The organism is Paraburkholderia bengalensis (assembly GCF_037126505.1).
Taxonomy (GTDB): Bacteria; Pseudomonadota; Gammaproteobacteria; order Burkholderiales; family Burkholderiaceae; genus Paraburkholderia; species Paraburkholderia bengalensis.
Genome location: NZ_JACFYJ010000098.1, coordinates 1 through 18,476, shown reverse-complemented (window position 1 = coordinate 18,476; position 18,476 = coordinate 1). Strand labels below are relative to the sequence as shown.

General features: G+C 62.2%; 13 protein-coding genes and 2 pseudogenes. 2 read left to right on the top strand and 13 right to left on the bottom strand.

Features of this window, described 5'->3' with window-relative positions:
- Window positions 1–2: 2 nt before the first annotated feature.
- The 8 genes and pseudogenes from mraY to coq7 form a co-directional block, all read right to left on the bottom strand.
- Entirely contained in the window at window positions 3–1,172 is a 1,170-nt protein-coding gene (mraY, locus tag H3V53_RS35430; protein WP_012402047.1) for a phospho-N-acetylmuramoyl-pentapeptide-transferase, read from the bottom strand.
- Window positions 1,173–1,189: 17 nt separating this feature from the next.
- A pseudogene (locus tag H3V53_RS35425) lies at window positions 1,190–2,604 on the bottom strand (UDP-N-acetylmuramoyl-tripeptide--D-alanyl-D-alanine ligase).
- Window positions 2,601–4,139 carry a UDP-N-acetylmuramoyl-L-alanyl-D-glutamate--2,6-diaminopimelate ligase gene (locus tag H3V53_RS35420; protein ID WP_336601800.1) on the bottom strand — a complete coding sequence of 513 codons (1,539 nt, stop codon included), beginning with the start codon at window positions 4,137–4,139 and terminating at the stop codon, window positions 2,601–2,603. Before H3V53_RS35420 ends, H3V53_RS35425 begins: the two are co-directional and overlap by 4 nt.
- Window positions 4,136–6,022: a peptidoglycan D,D-transpeptidase FtsI family protein gene (locus H3V53_RS35415; RefSeq protein WP_336601799.1), complete on the bottom strand. Its 1,887-nt coding sequence runs from the start codon at window positions 6,020–6,022 to the stop codon at window positions 4,136–4,138. The genes H3V53_RS35420 and H3V53_RS35415 overlap by 4 nt, the downstream gene beginning before the upstream one ends.
- Window positions 6,019–6,378: a cell division protein FtsL gene (ftsL, locus tag H3V53_RS35410; RefSeq protein WP_054918756.1), complete on the bottom strand. Its 360-nt coding sequence runs from the start codon at window positions 6,376–6,378 to the stop codon at window positions 6,019–6,021. Before ftsL ends, H3V53_RS35415 begins: the two co-directional genes overlap by 4 nt.
- Window positions 6,375–7,316, bottom strand: coding sequence for a 16S rRNA (cytosine(1402)-N(4))-methyltransferase RsmH (rsmH, locus tag H3V53_RS35405; RefSeq protein WP_336601810.1), 942 nt, complete (start codon window positions 7,314–7,316; stop codon window positions 6,375–6,377). Before rsmH ends, ftsL begins: the two co-directional genes overlap by 4 nt.
- Window positions 7,317–7,343: 27 nt before the next feature.
- Window positions 7,344–7,772 carry a division/cell wall cluster transcriptional repressor MraZ gene (gene mraZ, locus H3V53_RS35400; protein ID WP_054918755.1) on the bottom strand — a complete coding sequence of 143 codons (429 nt, stop codon included), beginning with the start codon at window positions 7,770–7,772 and terminating at the stop codon, window positions 7,344–7,346.
- A gap of 407 nt (window positions 7,773–8,179) precedes the next feature.
- Entirely contained in the window at window positions 8,180–8,809 is a 630-nt protein-coding gene (gene coq7 / locus H3V53_RS35395; RefSeq protein ID WP_336601798.1) for a 2-polyprenyl-3-methyl-6-methoxy-1,4-benzoquinone monooxygenase, read from the bottom strand.
- A 290-nt stretch (window positions 8,810–9,099) separates the two neighbouring features.
- Between coq7 and H3V53_RS35390 the strand changes: the two genes are divergently transcribed.
- A complete protein-coding gene (locus tag H3V53_RS35390; RefSeq protein ID WP_336601797.1) occupies window positions 9,100–10,326 on the top strand; it encodes a porin in 1,227 nt (408 codons plus the stop codon).
- A 209-nt stretch (window positions 10,327–10,535) separates the two neighbouring features.
- On the opposite strand, the gene H3V53_RS35385 is transcribed toward H3V53_RS35390, so the two are convergent.
- Complete coding sequence (locus H3V53_RS35385) at window positions 10,536–12,209, bottom strand: long-chain fatty acid--CoA ligase (RefSeq protein WP_336601796.1); 1,674 nt, start codon at window positions 12,207–12,209, stop codon at window positions 10,536–10,538.
- Between the two features lie 198 nt (window positions 12,210–12,407).
- A complete protein-coding gene (locus tag H3V53_RS35380; protein WP_336601795.1) occupies window positions 12,408–14,486 on the bottom strand; it encodes a molybdopterin-containing oxidoreductase family protein in 2,079 nt (692 codons plus the stop codon).
- A 170-nt stretch (window positions 14,487–14,656) separates the two neighbouring features.
- Between H3V53_RS35380 and H3V53_RS35375 the strand changes: the two genes are divergently transcribed.
- Window positions 14,657–15,850: a M20 aminoacylase family protein gene (locus tag H3V53_RS35375; protein WP_336601809.1), complete on the top strand. Its 1,194-nt coding sequence runs from the start codon at window positions 14,657–14,659 to the stop codon at window positions 15,848–15,850.
- Between the two features lie 177 nt (window positions 15,851–16,027).
- On the opposite strand, the pseudogene tnpC reads toward H3V53_RS35375, so the two are convergent.
- The 3 genes and pseudogenes from tnpC to tnpA form a co-directional block, all read right to left on the bottom strand.
- A pseudogene (gene tnpC, locus H3V53_RS35370) lies at window positions 16,028–17,345 on the bottom strand (IS66 family transposase).
- A gap of 51 nt (window positions 17,346–17,396) precedes the next feature.
- Window positions 17,397–17,744 (bottom strand): IS66 family insertion sequence element accessory protein TnpB, encoded by a 348-nt coding sequence (gene tnpB / locus H3V53_RS35365; protein ID WP_336601794.1) that lies wholly within the window; start codon window positions 17,742–17,744, stop codon window positions 17,397–17,399.
- Entirely contained in the window at window positions 17,741–18,136 is a 396-nt protein-coding gene (tnpA, locus tag H3V53_RS35360; RefSeq protein WP_336601793.1) for an IS66-like element accessory protein TnpA, read from the bottom strand. The genes tnpB and tnpA overlap by 4 nt, the downstream gene beginning before the upstream one ends.
- Window positions 18,137–18,476 lie beyond the last annotated feature (340 nt).

Below are 18,476 nucleotides of genomic sequence, written 5' to 3'. Positions count from 1 at the left end.
GCTTAACGCAGCTTGAGCGTGGACAAACCGAACAGGCACAACATCAGGGTGATGATCCAGAAACGCACGACAACCTGCGTCTCCTTCCAGCCGGACAATTCGAAGTGGTGATGCAGCGGCGCCATCTTGAAGATGCGGCGGCCTTCACCGAAACGTGCCTTCGTGAACTTGAACCACGTGACCTGCAGCATCACCGACACCGTCTCGGCGACGAAAATTCCGCCCATGATGAAAAGCACGATTTCCTGGCGCACGATGACGGCGATCGTGCCGAGCGCGCCGCCCAGCGCGAGCGCGCCGACGTCGCCCATGAACACCTGCGCCGGGTGCGTGTTGAACCAGAGGAACGCGAGCCCTGCCCCGCCCATCGCCGAGCAGAAGATCAGCATTTCGCCTGCGCCCGCGATGTGCGGGAACAGCAGGTATTTCGAGTAGACAGCGCTACCCATCACGTACGCGAACACGCCGAGCGACGAACCGACCAGCACGACGGGCATGATCACGAGGCCGTCGAGGCCGTCGGTGAGATTCACCGCGTTGCTCGAACCGACGATCACGAGGTACGTCAGCGCGATGAAGCCCCACACGCCGAGCGGATAGGTCATCGACTTGAGGAACGGCAGCAACAGGTCGGCGCGTGCGGGCAGACCCATCGACAGGCCGCTGCGCACCCACGCCATGAACAGGTCGAACACGCGCACATTGCTCGCTTCCGACACGCTGAATGCGAGATACACGGCCGCGAACAAGCCGATCAGCGACTGCCAGAAGTACTTTTCGCGCGACGACATGCCGCGCGGGTCCTTGTAGACCACCTTGCGGTAATCGTCGACCCAGCCGATCACGCCGAAGCCGAACGTGACCAGCATCACGATCCAGATGAAGCGATTGGTCAGATCGGCCCACAGCAGCGTGGACACGGCGATGCCGATCAGAATCAGCACACCGCCCATCGTCGGCGTGCCGGATTTGACGAGGTGCGTTTGCGGGCCGTCCTTGCGCACCGCCTGGCCGACTTTCATCTGCGTCAGCTTGCGGATCACCCACGGGCCGCAGACGAGCCCGATCAGCAGCGCGGTGATCGTCGCCGCGACTGCACGAAACGTCAGATAACTGAACACGCGCAAAAAGCCTACGTCGTTCTGCAGCCATTGCGCCAGCGCCAGTAGCATGCTTCTGTCCTTCTCTTTCAGTGTGCGCCGGGCGCCGTGCCCGGTGCAGCGGGTTGTGGACTCGTTACGGCGTCCACCACGCGCTCCATCTTCATGAAGCGCGAGCCTTTCACGAGATACGTTGCAGCCGCGCCATAGTCGGCCTGCTGCAATTGCGCGACGAGCGCGTTCACGTCGTCGCAGTGGTGTGCTTGCGCGCCGTACGCTGCGCAGGCGTCGCGCGATGCATCGCCGAGTGCGTACAGCGCGTCGATGCCGCGCGCCTTCGCATATGCGCCGACTTCGCGATGAAACTCGGGCCCGTTGTCGCCGACTTCGCCCATGTCGCCCATCACGAGCACGCGCGGCGCGGGACGCGCAGCGAGCACGTCGATGGCGGCGATCATCGAATCGGGATTCGCGTTGTACGTGTCGTCGATCACGGTGGCGCCCGCCATGGCGCCGAGCGCCGCGCGCTTCACCTGCAAGCGGCCCTTCACCGCGCCGAATGCTTCCAGGCCGCGCTTGATGGCATCGAGCGACACACCCGACGCCAGCGCCGCCGCCGTCGCTGCGAGTGCGTTGTGCGCGTTGTGCGCGCCGAGCACCTGCAGCGTCACGTCGACGTGGCCTTCGGGCGTATCGATGCTCAATTCGTTGCCGTCGAGCGTGCCTTGGACCGCGGCTTCCGTCGTGCGTTCAGCCGTGTTCAGCGCGAAATCGATGATGCGGTTGCCCGTCGCCGCGACGCGCCAGATGCCGGCGTAAGTGTCGTCGGCGGGGAACACGGCGACGCCTTGCGGCTTCAACGCGTGAATCACGCTGGCGTGTTCGAGCGCAACGGCTTCGACGGTCGCCATGAATTCCTGATGCTCGCGCTGCGCGTTATTCACGACGGCCACGGTCGGCTCGGCGATCTTGCCGAGCAGCGCCGTTTCGCCGGGATGATTCATGCCGAGTTCGATGACGGCCAGCTGGTGCGCGTCGGACAGACGGAACAGCGTCAGCGGCAAGCCGACGTCGTTGTTGAAGTTGCCCGCCGTCGCCAGACGCGCCGATTCGCCGACTGCCGCCGCGAAAATCGACGAGATCATTTCCTTCACCGTCGTCTTGCCGTTGCTGCCCGTCACCGCGACGAGCGCATCGTGAAGCGGCGGCGCCAGCCGTTGGCCAGCGAACCCAACGCTGCACGCGTGTCGCCCGTCACGCGGATGGCGGGCACGTTGAAATTGTCCGGCGTGCGCGTCGCGAGCACGGCGCTGACATTGCGCTCGGCGACGTCGGCGAGAAAATCGTGCGCGTCGAAACGGTCGCCCTTCAGCGCGACGAACAGATCGCCTGGGCCGCACGTGCGGCTATCCGTCGACACGCGCTCGAACGCGGTCGAGTCATCGCCCGTCACCGTTGCGCCAGGAATCGCCGACGCGGCTTCACGCAGCGTGAACATCGTCATTCGCCACCTCCGCGTGCATGCGTTGCGCGCGCCGCAAGCGCGAGCCGCGCGTGGTCCTGATCGGAGAACGCGCGCTTCTTGCCCATGATTTCCTGCGTCGATTCATGACCCTTGCCCGCCAGCACGACGACATCCTCGCGCGCCGCGCAACGCACCGCTTGCAGGATCGCGCTCGCGCGGTCCTCGATGCGGCGCGCTTTCGACGCGTCGTTCATGCCGCCCGCGATCTGGTCGATGATCTTTTGCGGATCTTCGCTGCGCGGGTTGTCGCTCGTTACGACGACACCGTCGGCGCAGCGTTCGGCAATAGCGCCCATCAGTGGACGCTTGGTCGCGTCGCGATCGCCGCCGCAACCGAACATGCAAACGAGCTTGCCGCCGCGCGCATCGGCGATCGGACGCAGCGCCGACAGCGTCTTTTCGAGTGCGTCGGGCGTGTGCGCGTAGTCGATCACCACGAGCGGTTCGTCGTTTTGCAGACGGCCGCCAAGCCGCTCCATACGGCCGTTCACCGATTCGAGCTTCGCGAGTTCCGCAATCGCGGCATGGAACGGTACGTCGGACGCGAGCAACGCGCCCAGCACGCCGAGCAGATTGCTCACATTGAACGTGCCAAGCGTGTTGACCTCGATGTCCGCGTTGCCCCATGACGACGCGATGTGAAATGCCGTGCCCGTCGCCGTCGCGCGCACGTTCGACGCGACAATCGATGCATCGGCCTGCACGTCGGCATGTTGTTCGAGCGCATACGCGATCGTCTTTGCGTGGCCATTCGTGCTCGCGATCATGCGGCGACCGGCTGCGTCGTCGGCGTTGATGACGGCCGCCTTCAATTCGGGCCACGCGAACAGGCGCGCCTTTGCCGCTTCGTAGGCTTCGAACGTGCCGTGGTAGTCGAGGTGATCTTGCGTCAGGTTCGTGAACACGCCGACGCTGAACGCCGTGCCGTTCACGCGCCCCTGATGCAGCGCATGCGACGACACTTCCATGGCGACGGCTTTGGCACCCGCGTCGCGCAACTGCGCGAGACTGTGCTGCAATTGGGGCGCGTCGGGCGTCGTGAAGCCGGTGTGCACCAGATGTCCCGGCATGCCGCTGCCGAGCGTACCGATAATCGCGCACGGCTGGCCGAGGGCCGTCAGCGCCGCCGAAATCCAGTTCGTGCAAGACGTCTTGCCGTTCGTGCCCGTTACGCCTATCACGCGCATTGCGTCGCTCGGATCGCCGTACCAGGCGCTCGCGATCGTGCCCGCCAGTTCGTTCAGGTGCGGCACGGCGAACATCGCCGATGCGTCGAGATCGCCCGTAAAGCCATCGGATTGCACCAACACGGCGGCCGCGCCACGCTCGATCGCGTTGGCGATGAACGGACGATTGTCCGCGCCGTCGACGGCATACGCGAGAAACACGTCGCCCGCCGCGATCTTGCGGGTATCGGCGTGCAAATGTGCGCCTGGCTGCGCGCGTGCGCGCAGCCAGGCCAGCGCGTCAGCAATCTGCTGTTGCGCCGGATGAGAAGAACGCAGCGCACTCATCTGACTACTCCGGGGCGGTTCTTCGTGTTGTCTGAAATCTGCAGCTTTTTCGGCGCGGCGTGTGTCGCGAGCTTCTTCGCGCCGTTCGAACCATTCGCGGCCGGTTGCGACGCGGCGGCCGCCGTGGCGGCGGGATTCACGTCGTCCGATACGACCATCTGCTTGACGGGCTGATCGGGCGGCACATTCAGCGAGCGCAGCGTGTCGCCGACGATCGACGAAAACACGGGGCCCGACACCTGGCCGCCGAAGTGGCTGCCCGCCGTCGGTTCGTCGACGGACACGGCCACGACGATGCGCGGGTTGGGCATCGGCGCCATGCCGACGAACGACGCGCGGTACTTGCTGTGGTCGTAGCCGCGGCCGACGTGCTTGTAAGCCGTGCCCGACTTGCCGCCGACGCGATAGCCCGGCACCGCCGCGTCCGGCGACGTGCCTTCGCGCGACACGACGGACTCGAGCATCGCGCGAACTTCGCGCGCGGTAGTCGGCGAGAAAACCTGCGGGCCCGTCACGGGTTGGTCCTTCGGCGTGCGGAAAATCGACACGGGCATGACCTGGCCGTCGTGCGCGATGGCCGTGTACGCGCGGCCCAACTGGAACAGCGACACCGACAGACCGTAGCCGTACGACATCGTTGCCTGCTCGATGCGGCGCCAGCTTTTCCACGGACGCAGGCGGCCCGCCGCCGCACCCGGGAAACCGACCTTCGGCGCCTGGCCGAGACCGATGCTCGTGTACATGTTCCACATCTCTTCCGGCCTGAGCTGCATCGCGATCTTCGTCGCGCCGATGTTGCTCGACTTCTGGATCACGCCGCCGACCGTCAGCACGCCGAAGCCGGAGTCGTCGGTGATGGGCGCGCCGTCCAGCACGAAGCGGCCGCCACCCGTATCAACCAGTGTAGTCGGCGTGACGCGGTGCAGATCGAGCGCGAGCGACACGGTGAACGGCTTCATGATCGAGCCCGGCTCGAACGTATCGGTCAGAATGCGGTTGCGCAGCTGATCGCCCGTCAGATGCGAGCGGTCGTTCGGGTTGTAGGTCGGGTAATTGACGAGCGCGAGCACTTCGCCCGTGCGCACGTCGATCACCATCGCGGCGCCGGCCTTCGCCTTGAACTTCTGCACAGCCGCTTTCAGGTTCGTGTACGCGATGTACTGAATCTTGCTGTCGATGGACAGATCGACGTCCTGACCGTTGTGCGGCACGACCTGCTCGTCGACGTCCTCGACGATGTGGCCCATCCGGTCCTTGATCACGCGACGGCTTCCCGGCATGCCCGCGAGCAGCTTCTGGTCGCCGAGTTCGACGCCTTCCTGGCCTTCGTCTTCGACGTTCGTGAAGCCGATCAGGTGAGCCGTGATCTCGCCTTCCGGATAAAAGCGTTTGTACTCGTTGCGCTGATAGATGCCGGGAATGTTCAGCGCTTCCACTTTCTGCGCGACGTCGACGGGCACCTGGCGCTTCACGTAGACGAACGTCTTGTCTTCCGACAGCTTCTTGCGCAATTCCTGCTGCGTCATGTCGAGCAGCTTGCCGAGATCGGCGAGCTTGTCCGCGCCGAGATCGTCCGGCACCGATTCGGGAATCGCCCAGATTGCGCGCACGGGCAGGCTCGTTGCGAGCACGAGGCCGTTACGGTCGAGAATCTTGCCGCGCGTGGCGGGCAATTCGAGGCGGCGCTGATAGCGGCTTTCACCCTGCTTCTGATAGAACCCGTTGCCCGGGCCCTGAATCCAGAACGCGCGCGCCGTCAACGCGACGAACGCCATGAAAAGCAGAAACACGACGAGCTTCGAGCGCCACATCGGCAGGCGCACCGACAGAATCGGATTCGCCGAGAACGCAACGCTCTTGTTCTTGTTCGACGATTTCTTCATCGCGTGCCTCCACGCGCTTTCGTGGCTTTCGTGGCCGACGCCGCAGCCGGCGCCGAAACGGGAATCGGCGCGTCTTCGGCCTTCGCCGCGCCGGCGTCGAACGTCAGATATTGCGTGCGGCCCGTGGTTGCGCCTTGCATCTTCAACGAGTCGGTTGCGATCTGCTCGATGCGCGACGTTTTCGACAGCGCGCTCTGCTGATATTGAAGCTGCGAGTAGTCCTGCTGCAGCTGGCGCTCCTGCGATTGGGCGCGCTGCAACTGGATAAAGAACTGGCGCTGCTGATTGGTCGCGTTGACGACGGAAAGCGCACAACCCATCACGACGATCAGCAGGAAGATATTGAGACGATTCATGGCGCGATCCGCTCCGCAACGCGCATCACTGCGGAACGGGCGCGAGGATTCGCGGCGACCTCAGCGTCGCTTGCGAAAACACGGCCTAGCAACTTGAGCGGCGGGCTCGGCAGATCGACGGCGCGGATGGGCAGACGGCGATCGACGGCAGGCGCACTGGAGTGCGCCTGCATGAACCGCTTGACGATCCGGTCTTCGAGCGAATGAAAGCTGATCACGACCAGCCGTCCCCCTTGCTCCAACAACGACAATGCTGCTTCTAGTACGACTTGCAGCTCCGCAAGCTCTTGATTGATGTGAATCCGTATAGCTTGAAAGGTGCGGGTTGCCGGGTCCTTACCCTTCTCACGGGTTTTGACGACGTTAGCCACGATTTGGGCAAGCTCGCCCGTGCTGACGAGAGGCCCAAGACGGTCGGACTCTGCCCGGCGAGCAACAAGCGCCTTTGCAATCTGAAAAGCAAACCGTTCTTCCCCATAATCCCGTATCACCTCCGTCATTTCCTGCACCGTGGCCCGCGCCAGCCAATCCGCCGCGGACTCGCCGCGCGTCGGGTCCATCCGCATGTCGAGCGGGCCGTCGGCGCGGAAACTGAAACCCCGCTCCGGATCATCGAACTGCGGCGACGACACGCCCAGATCCAACAACACACCCGACACACGCCCTACCCCGCGCTCGCTCATCGCGTCGCGCAGTGATGCGAAACTTTCATGCACGATCTCGAAGCGCGGATCGGCGATCTGCTGCGCGGTCGCGATGGCGAGCGGGTCTTTGTCGAACGCAATCAGACGCCCGCCATCACCCAGCTTTGCCAGCACCGCGCGGCTATGGCCGCCGCGCCCGAACGTGCCATCTATATAGATGCCGTCCGTGCGCGTGACGAGCGCATTCACCGCTTCTTCGAGCAGCACCGTGCGATGCTGCAATTCGTTACCCATCGCAGGCGCCATGTCGTTTACCTGCGATCAGAATGTGAAGTTCTTAAGAGACTCGGGCATGCCCTGCGACATGGCCGCCTGCTCCTGCGCGTTGTACGTGTCCTTGTCCCAGATCTCGAACCGGCTTCCCATTCCCAACAACATCACTTCTTTTTCCAGCATGGCCGCCTGACGCAGTTCCGGCGCGATCAGCACGCGGCCGGCCGTGTCCAGTTCGACATCCGCAGCACTGCCAAGAAAAATGCGCTGAAACCACTTGGCTTCCATCGGCAGCGCGACGATCTTGGCGCGAAAGACTTCCCATTCGGGGCGCGGAAACAGCAACAGGCAGCCGTCCGGATGACGCGTGATGGTCATCCGTCCTTCTGCCTGCCCTTGCAGCGCATCCCGATAGCGAGACGGGACGGACATCCGCCCCTTCGCATCGAGTGTCAGCGCTGACGCACCTTGGAACACTTCACTCCCCTTTTGTCAGGGCGCTGAAAGATGTCGCCCGATTCTGGAAATTTACTGGAGAAAGCGCGTCGGATCACACAAAAATACACTTTCTCACACTGTCTCCCACTTTAGAGTAACCCCCAACACCGGTCAAGGGAGCGCCGTGGTTTTTTCACGGATTTTGTTTGCTAGAACAAGGACTTAGCGTCCATTGCTCAAGCTGTACGCAAAACGGAAAACCGTTATAAATGAATGAGCTACTGAAGCTTGTGAAAGTGGTACGTGAAAAGTGCGGAGGAAGAGCGTGGAATAAAAGCGTTCAGCGAGGGCGAAAAGCGCGGAGTAGCGGCAGATTTGGAGCGATTTTCCGGGGCGGCAGCGCCGCCCCGCTTTAAACGACAAAACCTTGAATCAAACGACGCGAATTACACGTGATAAGCCGTGCGCGTCATGATCTTCGACGCCGCGCGCATCAGCGCGCGCGCCGGGAACGGCAGATCGACACCGCCCGCGTCCTTCGCGGCCTTGCCGTGCGCCGCTTCGTCGGCGCGCATCTGCTCGACGATGGCGCGCGATTCGTGATCGCTTTCCGGCAGCGTCGTCAGATGGCCATCGAGATGAAGTTCCACCTGCTTCTCGGTCTCGGCCATGAAGCCAAGGCTCACGCGATCGCCGAAACGACCGGCCGCGAAGCCGATCGCGAGGGCGCCAGCATACCAGAGCGGATTGAGCAGACTGGGACGCGAATCGAGCGCTTCGAGACGCTTGTAGGTCCATGCGAGGTGATCTTCCTCTTCACGCGCGGCGTGCTCGAACGCCTGCTTCAGAGAGGGCGAGCGCGTCGCCAGCTTTTGCGCCTGATAGAGCGCCTGAGCGCACACCTCGCCGACATGATTCACACGCATCAATCCCGCCGCGTGCGCGCGCTCTTCTTCCGTAAGTTCGACGTGCTCTGTCGAAGGAGACGGAACGGGCAGCGGCCGCGACATGCGCGACACCCCGCTCATTGAGCGTAAACCCCGATCGAATTCGGTTATGAGTTCATCAAGCAGCATTCTGGCCTCCACAATCCGGCGCGCGGAACGATGGCCGCAAGCCCTTGTTCTGCGAGGCTTTGCAGCGCGTGACAGGAAAAATTCAGAAGCATTTCCGACGGCCGATTTTCGATTTTAGTCCATGTTGCGTAAACGAAACAGCGGCTTGGCGGACGCCCTGCTTTTTCTTTGTGCGCTTAGGTGTCTTTGTTACATTACACGGCAACTTCCGACGAAGTTACGCAAGGCCGCAACACAGATAAATACTTGCCTTGTTTGAAAATAATTCGCAAATCCTTGGAGATCCTTCGATGAAAAAGTCGCTTCTCGCTCTTGCAGCATTGGGCGCATTTGCTGGTGCCGCTCATGCTCAGAGCAGCGTGACGCTGTACGGCATTATTGATGAAGGTTTCAACTATACGAGCAACGTCCAGACGGCAGGCACGCCGCGCCGTAGCGGCAACCATCTGTACAACCTGTCGAGCGGCGTGCTTCAGGGCAGCCGCTGGGGCCTGCGCGGCGCCGAAGATCTGGGCGGCGGTCTGAAGGCAGTCTTCGTGCTCGAAGGCGGCTTCGACGTCAACTCGGGCGCACTGGGCCAAGGCGGCGACCTGTTCGGCCGTCAGGCTTATGTCGGTCTGTCGAGCCAGTTCGGCACGGTCACGATGGGTCGTCAGTACGACTCCGTGGTTGACTATGTCGGTCCGCTGGAAGCAGGCGACCAGTGGGGCGGCTACATCGCGGCTCACCCGAACGACCTGGACAACTTCAACAACGCGAACCGCGTCAACAATGCAATCAAGTTCACCAGCGCGAACTACGCTGGCCTGACCTTCGGCGGCATGTATAGCGTCGGCGGCGTAGCAGGTGCAACGGGCAAGAACCAGATCTACTCGGTGGGCGCTGGCTACAACAACGGCCCGCTGGTGTTGGGTGTCGGCTACTTGAACGTACGCGACCCGAACACCTCGTTCTGGGGCAACCAGCCTAACGCATCGGCGACGGGCGGCAACAACATCGGCAATGCAACGTTGACGGGCGTGCAGAAGAACCCGGTCATCGCCGGCTTCGCAACGGCTCACACGTATCAGGTGGCAGGCGCAGGCGGTGCATACACGATCGGCGCAGCAACGCTCGGCGTGACGTATTCGTTCATCCAGTTCTCGGCCTTGGGTGCAGACCCCGTCACCAGCACGGCTGCATCGCCCGTGCCGGGCTATCGCGGTACGGCAACGTTCAACAACGGCGAAATCAACTTCAAGTATCAGTTGACGCCGGCTCTGGTGCTGGGTGCTGCATACGACTACACGCGCCTCGCGGACTTCAACGGTCACGGCGGCGGTCACTACAACCAGGGCGCACTGGGTGCCGACTACTTCCTGTCGAAGCGCACGGACGTCTACCTGATCGGCGTGTACCAGCACGCTTCGGGCACGGACTCGACGGGCCAGCAGGCAGTTGCTTCGATCAACGGCCTCACGCCGTCGAACTCGAACAACCAGACGACGGTTCGCGTGGGTATCCGCCACAAGTTCTAATAAGTCGTGAAAGCGTAGTACCCTCGGGGGCGCCTTCGGGCGCCCTTTTTTATTGGTGACCGTGATCTGGCAATTCACCGCTCATCGAAAAGTACAGCAAAAAAGTAGGGCCCAACGGACATGCGTCCGTTGGGCCGTGCCTATTTTGCCTGCTCGTTGGCTAACGACTGACTGCTCTTCCGCGCCGGCAGTCCTGCATTACCAGATTCTCAAACCCTGCCGTCACGCAACTCGCGGCGCAGGATTTTGCCGACATTGCTCTTCGGCAGTTCCTTGCGGAATTCGACAATGCGCGGCCGCTTGTAGCCCGTCAGCTGATCCTTGCAGAACGCGAAGATGTCGGCGTCGGTGATGGCTTCGTCCTTCTTGACGATATACAGCTTCACGGCTTCGCCCGAATGCTGGTCCGGCACGCCGACGGCCGCCACCTCGAACACGCCCGGGTGCTTTGCGACGACATCCTCGATCTCGTTCGGATAGACGTTGAAGCCCGACACGAGAATCATGTCCTTCTTGCGGTCGACGATCTTCACATAGCCGTCCGGGTTGATCGTCGCGATGTCGCCGGAGCGGAAAAAACCATCGTCCGTCATCACCTTCGCCGTTTCGTCCGGCCGGTTCCAGTAGCCTGCCATCACCTGCGGCCCGCGAATGCACAACTCGCCCGCCTGACCGAGCGGAAGCTCGTTGCCTTCGTCGTCGCGAATCGATACTTCCGTCGACGGCAGCGGCAAGCCAATGGTGCCGCTGTATTCCGTCACGCTCGTCGGATTGCAGGTGACGCAGGGCGACGTCTCCGACAAACCGTAGCCTTCGACAATCGGCGCATGCGTGCGCTCGTACCAGCGCTTTGCGACGGCCTCCTGCACAGCCATCCCGCCGCCGTTCGCGACCAGCAGGTTCGAGAAGTCGAGCTTCGGGAAGTCCGGATGGTTGAGGATCGCGTTGTACAGCGTGTTCACGGCGGGGATCGTCGTGATCTTGTAACCCTGCAGCGCCTTGATCATGCCCGCGATGTCGCGCGGATTCGGAATCAGCACGCCGAGGCCGCCCGTGCGGATCGTCAGCAAGCCGCACACCGTCAGCGCGAACACGTGATAGAGCGGCAACGCAACGACCGTCACGAATTGGTCGATGTCCTTTCTGTTCTGGCGAGCCGGTTCGAGCCACACATGCGACTGCAGCACATTCGCGACCAGGTTGCGATGCAGAAGCGTCGCGCCCTTTGCCACGCCCGTCGTGCCGCCTGTGTACTGCAGGAACGCGACGTCGTCGGGAGTTTGCTTGACGCTCGTGAATGGGTGACGCGCGCCGTCGGCGAGCGCGTCGTTGAAGCCCACGTGATCCGGCAGGCTCCACGGCGGCACCATTTTCTTCACGCTGCGCACGACGAAATTGACGATCAGACCTTTCGCACCCATCAGATCGCCCATCGACGCAACGACGATATGCTTGATCGACGTGTTGCGCACGATCGCCTGCAACGTCACCGCGAAGTTTTCGAGCAGCACGATCGCTTCGGCGCCGCTGTCTTTCAGCTGGTGTTCGAGCTCGCGCGGCGTATAGAGCGGATTCACGTTCACGACGACGTAGCCCGCACGCAAAATCGCCGCAATCGCGACGGGATACTGCAGGACATTGGGCATCATGATCGCAATGCGCGCGCCGCGCGCGATGCCCTTCGACTGGAACCACGCGGCAAGCCGCGTCGACAGGCTGTCGAGTTCGCCGTACGTGATCTGTTTGCCCATGCACGCGAAGGCCGGCTTCGCGCGATGGGCGCGGAAGCTCTCTTCGAGCATCGCGGTCACCGATTCGTATTGCGACGGATCGATCTCTTTGGGCACGCCGGGCGGATACGATTTCAGCCAGACTTTTTCCATGCGGCGTCTCCTCCGTGATTTTCGAATGGTCGTGCTAAAATCGGCATCGTAGCACGCACGCGGGCGTGGACATTCGGGATAAGCCCGCAGTTAGACGATGCACTCGAAAGCGCAAAACAGGGAGCGCGGATGGGTAGCGGGATCTGCGCAACGCCTGATAGAACGCGCTTGCGCGGGCTTACGCGGGCTTACGCGGATTTATGCGCGTTCGACTTCGACGAGGCAGTCGTAAAAGGTCGCCGAGCCGCCGAGGTCCGTCAGGGCCTGGCTCGTCACCTCGTTGGCGTTGCGGCCGTCGGGCGCCAGCTTCTTCCACCAGATCGACAGACCGACAACGAGTCCCTCGCGCGCCTTGTCGGTGACGCGGGCCCGAGCCAGCATCGAGCCGCGATGGTTGAAGATGCGGACCTGATCGCCGTCGTTGATAGCACGTTCGACGGCGTCGGCGGGATGGATATCGAGGTGCGGCTCGCCTTCCGTCGCGCGCAGGCTTTCGACGTTCACGAAGGTGCTGTTGAGGAAATTGCGCGCCGGAGGCGAAATCATCGCGAGCGGATATCGCGCGGCGAGTTCGGGCGAACTGTCCGCGGATTCATAGGGCGGCAGATAGTCCGGCACGGGTTCGAGCCCGGCTTGCGCGAGACGCTCGCTGTAGAACTCGCACTTGCCCGACGGCGTGCGAAAACCGCCATTTGCGAATGGCGCGTCGGGCAGATTCAGCTTCGCCCATCCGTCGCGCTTGAGCGTTTCCCACGTGGCGCCTTCGAGCAACGCATCACCCCAGCGAAACGCCGACGACGCAACCGTCTCATCGCTTTCGTACAGCGCCGGTTCGGTGAGCCCCATCGCACGCGCGATACCGCGGAAAATCTCGGTGTTGGGACGCGCGTCGCCGACGGGCGCGATGGCAGGCAAATTGGCCATCACGTACGTGTGCCCATACGACTTGTGGACATCGAGATGCTCCAACTGGGTCGTCGCGGGCAACAGCAGGTCGGCGTAGTCCGCCGTGTCCGTCTGAAAATGTTCGAGGACGATCGTGAACAGATCGTCGCGCGCAAAGCCGGCTTGGACCCGCGGCGAATCCGGTGCGACGGCGACGGGATTCGAGTTGTAGACGACGATCGCCTCGATCTTGGGACCAAATGTGTCGTCGCCGGGATGGCACAGCGCGTTGCCGATCTCGTTCATGTTGACGATGCGGGGCTGCTTCGACGGCCAACCGGGCATCAGGTCCGGCCGCTCGAGCGCATGCGTATCGACGGGCGCCCAGCCCGACGACGACAGCAAGACGCCACCCGCACGCTCGCGCCATGCCCCCGTCAGCGACGGCAGGCTCGCGATCGCGCGAACCGCATTGCCCCCGCCGCGCACGCGCTGCATCCCGTAGTTCAGGCGGATCGCGGCCTTTTTCGTGCTGCCGTAAAGGCGTGCAAGCTCCACGATGACCTGTTCGTCGATGTCGCAAATCTCAGCAACCCGCGAAGGCGGATAGTCGAGCGCGCGCGCTTTCATCTGCTCGAAGCCGAGCGTGTGATCGGCGATGTACGCGTGATCGAGCAGGTCTTCAGCGATCAGCACGTGCATCATGCCGAGCGCCAGTGCGCCGTCCGTACCGGGCTTGAGCGCGATGTGCTGATGACATTTTTCGGCCGTCAGCGAGCGGTACGGATCGATTGCGATCAGACGCGCGCCGTTACGCTTGGCTTCCTGCGCGAGCGTCCAGAAATGCAAGTTCGAAGCGATCGGGTTGGCGCCCCAGATCAAGATCACCTCGCTTTCGGCGAAAAACTCGGTGTGCATGCCGAGACTGGCGCCGTATGTATATTTGAGACCGGCCGCGCCCGCCGCGGCGCAGATCGTCCGATCGAGCTGTGAGGCACCGAGTTTATGGAAAAAGCGCTGCGCGATGCTGTCGCCCTGCACAAAGCCCATCGTGCCTGCATAGCTGTAGGGCAAGATGGCGTCCGGCGCACGTTCAGCGATCTCCGACAGACGCTCGCCCGCGATCCGCAGCGCCTCGTCCCAGCTAATCGGCTCGAATCGGCCCTCGCCTTTTCGGCCGGCACGCCGCATCGGGGTAGTCAACCGGCCCGGATGATGAACGCGGTCCGCATAGCGGCTCACCTTTGTGCACAGGACACCTTGCGTCGGTGGATGGTCCGGATCACCCGTCACCTTGACCGCACGGCCATTTTCGACGGTGACGCGCAGCGCGCAGGTATCGGGGCAGTCGTGCGGACACACGGCACGGGCAAACTCAGCGGGAGCGTTCATATTGGTATTAAGCCATGACTGCGCAATGAAGGGCTTGATTTTATTACGTTTCCCTCCGTCTGATCTGACACATGAACGGCAAAAAGGGGGATGGGCGTAGAATTGATTTAGATCTTCTCCGGAATCGACTGTCCGGATCTCATTGCCTACCGCCAGACATTCAATCCACTATGAAACTGATTCCAGAAATCCAAGCCGCTCACGGCGAAATTCAGACACTGCGACGAACGATCCACGCCCATCCGGAATTGCGATACGAGGAGACGCAGACAGCGTCCTTGGTCGCCAGGACATTGGCTAACTGGGGCATCGAGGTTCACGAGGGAATTGGAAAAACGGGCGTGGTCGGTGTGCTCAAGCGCGGAACGGGAACGAAATCGATCGGTTTGCGCGCCGACATGGACGCGCTGCCGATCCAGGAGCTGAACAGCTTCGACCATCGCTCGAAAAACGAAGGGAAAATGCACGCCTGCGGCCACGACGGCCATACCGCGATGCTGCTCGGCGCGGCGCGGCATCTCGCGAAGCATGGCGACTTCGACGGGACGATCGTGTTTATTTTTCAGCCCGCCGAGGAAGGAGGCGCTGGCGCACAGGCGATGATCGACGACGGACTATTCACCCGCTTTCCGGTTGACGCCGTGTTCGGCATTCATAACTGGCCAGGCATGCCAGCGGGTCATTTCGGCGTGACGGAAGGCCCGATCATGGCGTCCAGCAATGAATTTCGCATTGAAATCAAGGGCGTTGGCTCGCATGCAGCGCTTCCGCACAACGGTCGCGATCCTGTTTTCACCGCGGTGCAGATTGCGAACGGCCTTCAAAGCATCATCACCCGAAACAAGAAGCCGCTCGATACGGCGGTGCTTTCGATCACACAGATTCACGCCGGCGATGCGGTGAATGTCGTGCCGGATAGGGCGTGGCTCGCGGGCACCGTGCGGACGTTCACGACTCAGGCGCTCGATCTGATCGAAGCACGGATGCGCAAGATCGTCGAGAGCACAGCTGAGGCTTACGATTGCTCCGTCGAAGTGACTTTCCACCGCAACTATCCTCCCACGATCAATAGCAGCGAGGAAGCGCGCTTTGCGGCCGAGGTGATGAAGGAGGTAGTCGGCGCAGACAAAGTCGATAATGCCGTCGAACCGACGATGGGCGCCGAAGACTTCTCGTTCATGCTGCTGGCGAAACCGGGATGCTACGCGTTCCTCGGAAACGGCGACGGAGGACATCGGGAGGCCGGTCACGGTGCCGGTCCGTGCATGCTGCATAACGCGAGCTACGACTTTAACGATGAGTTGTTGCCTGTAGGAGCAACTTATTGGGTTCGATTGGCGCAGCGGTTTTTGGCGGAGCGGTGAGTTTTGGAGTTGCGTCGATGGTGCCCAGCGCGAGTGGGCCGGGGCCAGGTTCAATGCCAGACGGGCTAAACGACTTTGCCCCGAAGGTGGTATTGGGTCGAGTGTAGCAACGTAACCGTCCGACAACCACCGCTCTTGACAGCGTGTTGTGGAAGGGTTGTTAAGGGCGCGTTGAACTCAGGTAACGTGGAGCCGCAACTGGTCTGCAACGACCCATGGCAGCAATTCGTCTACGCGATTGACCGGATGCTCGGCGATGCGAGCGATCACGTGACGCAGGTAGGCTTCGGGATCCGCGCCGTTTAATTTGGCGGTACCCACGAGTGTATAGATCGCGGCGCCCCGTTCGCCACCGTTATCGGACCCGAAGTGCAGGTAGTTTCTCCGGCCGAGAGCAACGGCACGTAATGCTCGCTCGGCAGCGTTGTTATCGATCTCGACGCGACCATCGTCGACATACAGCGAGAGCGCTGCCCACTGATTCAATGCGTAATTGATGGCCTTCGCGGTCTCGCCTTTCTGCGAGACATTGCTGAGCGTCGAGCGTAGCCATATCTCGAAGGCATCCAGTAGAGGACGCGCCTGCTGCTGTCGGATGCGTCGTCTCTCGTCGGGCGGCTTACCGCGAATCGTGGCCTCTATTGCATATAGCTCGCCGATCCTGCGCAACGCTTCGGTGTTGACCTCGTTCTTGCGTGCGACGAACAGTTCGTGGAACTTGCGACGCGCGTGTGCCATGCATCCAGCCTCGCTCCACGAGTGGTCGTAGCAGCGCGCTGCATTGACCGACCCAGTCCGCCATTGTCGAGCGACTCAGATCAACGCCGTCTCGCGCGTAGATCACTGACTGGCGATACAAGGGAAGGTGATCGCAGAATTTGCCGACCAGGACGTGTGCCAGCAATCCAGGGCCTGGCATGCCGCGATCGATTGGCCGGCTGGGTGCGGTGGCCTGCACGATGCAGTCGCAGCAGGTGCAGACCTTCTTGACCCGTCGATGACGGATCACCCGCCAATGACCCGGCACGTAGTCGAGTTGCTCGGCTACGTCTTCGCCGAGATCACCCAGTTCGCCACCGCATTGCGGGCAGCACGCTTCATCGGGCTGATACACAACGTCTTCACGTGGCAGGTGCGGCGGCAACGGCTTGCGTCCCGTCGGCTTGCTGGCTTCGGCGCGAGGCTGTCTGGATGTATCGGCTGCCGCTGCGCCGTCGTCGGCCTGCAGATCTTCGAGGCGCAATTCCAGCTGTTCGATCTGGCGATCGATCTTCTCCGACTTGCGCCCGAACTGCATCCGCTGGAGCTTCGCGATCCACAGCTTCAGGTGTTCGATCTCAAGCGCCCGGTCCGAGAGCGACTTCTCGAGCGTCATGACGGTGTCGCGCAGATTCGCCAGATCATCTTCGCGCTCGCGTAACGCGGCTTCTCGCGCCAGCACGAGAGCCTTCAATGTCTCGATGTCGTCCGGGAGGGAAGCGTCGCTCGATGCCATGCCGGCAGTTTACGCGCGTGCATTGCCCGATGCGCACGTTGTCACATCCGTTTACAAAGCACTGCGGGGACGGGCTGCATCGACAGGCTGTCGCCAGTCAAATCCTTCGAGTAGAAGGCCGAGTTGAGCACTGGTTAGCGAAACAACGCCGCCATCCGCGCGCGGCCAGGCAAAGCGGCCACGCTCCAGGCGTTTGGCGAACAGACATAGCCCACCGTCACGCCAGTACAGGCACTTGATAAGGTCTCCGCGCTTGCCCCGGAATACAAAGATGTGGCCAGAGAACGGATCCTTCGACAGCACCGTTTCGACCTTTGCGGCCAGGCCGTCAAAGCCGCAGCACATGTCCGTGAATCCGGCGGCAACCCAGATGCGGGTGTTCGCCAGTAAGCCCATCATCGGCTCAGGCATTGGATCACCACGCGCAGCGCGTCGGGATCGACGCGCCCTTCAACCTGTATCTCGCCTCGTGGCAACTGTATCCGCATTGTGCCGGGCGCTGATGCTGCAGGTGTACACGCTGCCGGTTCGTTGAGGCTGCTGTCGCTGACCTCGTTTACGGTGACGGGCAACAACGCACATCCGCGTGTGTCGGCACCGAGACGGCCTTCGAGATACTGCTTGCGCCAGTCGAACACCTGATTCGCGTTCACTGCGTGAATGCGCGCAACCTCCGCTACCGAACGTCCACTGGATAACGTCTCTTCGACAATCTGACGCTTCTCCTCCTGCGTACGTCGACGATACTTGCGTGGGCCATTGATTTCGGTGAATTCGGTCACTGTGTCCATGATTCCTTTGCGGACACAGTCACATTTGTGCCCCGGCGAAAGCATGGCGTGCCCATCGTCGGGCGTCTATACGGTCACAGTCGGACGCTTACGGTAGCAACGGGAGCATGCCGCTACGGTTCGCGCACTAGACGCGTGGGGCGCGGTAAGTCGCTCCCAGCTTGAAGAAAACGATGAAGGGGGTAACGACGCATCGCGCGCCCTACGATGGCGGTCACCCATGCATGGCGGCGAAGAGCGTACGCCGTAAACGCCACGACCCCGCCTTTTGAGGGGCGGGGTCGGGGTTGTTACGTAAGGAGCCTGACGATTACCTACTTTCACACGGGCAATCCGCACT

Bases quoted from the DNA above. Each gene is read 5' to 3' on its own strand.
- mraY (WP_012402047.1), bottom strand. From the start codon at position 1,172: ATGCTACTGGCGCTGGCGCAATGGCTGCAGAACGACGTAGGCTTTTTG.
- H3V53_RS35420 (WP_336601800.1), bottom strand. From the start codon at position 4,139: ATGAGTGCGCTGCGTTCTTCTCATCCGGCGCAACAGCAGATTGCTGAC.
- H3V53_RS35415 (WP_336601799.1), bottom strand. From the start codon at position 6,022: ATGAAGAAATCGTCGAACAAGAACAAGAGCGTTGCGTTCTCGGCGAAT.
- ftsL (WP_054918756.1), bottom strand. From the start codon at position 6,378: ATGAATCGTCTCAATATCTTCCTGCTGATCGTCGTGATGGGTTGTGCG.
- rsmH (WP_336601810.1), bottom strand. From the start codon at position 7,316: ATGGGTAACGAATTGCAGCATCGCACGGTGCTGCTCGAAGAAGCGGTG.
- coq7 (WP_336601798.1), bottom strand. From the start codon at position 8,809: ATGCTGCTTGATGAACTCATAACCGAATTCGATCGGGGTTTACGCTCA.
- H3V53_RS35390 (WP_336601797.1), top strand. From the start codon at position 9,100: ATGAAAAAGTCGCTTCTCGCTCTTGCAGCATTGGGCGCATTTGCTGGT.
- H3V53_RS35385 (WP_336601796.1), bottom strand. From the start codon at position 12,209: ATGGAAAAAGTCTGGCTGAAATCGTATCCGCCCGGCGTGCCCAAAGAG.
- H3V53_RS35380 (WP_336601795.1), bottom strand. From the start codon at position 14,486: ATGAACGCTCCCGCTGAGTTTGCCCGTGCCGTGTGTCCGCACGACTGC.
- H3V53_RS35375 (WP_336601809.1), top strand. From the start codon at position 14,657: ATGAAACTGATTCCAGAAATCCAAGCCGCTCACGGCGAAATTCAGACA.
- tnpB (WP_336601794.1), bottom strand. From the start codon at position 17,744: ATGATGGGCTTACTGGCGAACACCCGCATCTGGGTTGCCGCCGGATTC.
- tnpA (WP_336601793.1), bottom strand. From the start codon at position 18,136: ATGGACACAGTGACCGAATTCACCGAAATCAATGGCCCACGCAAGTAT.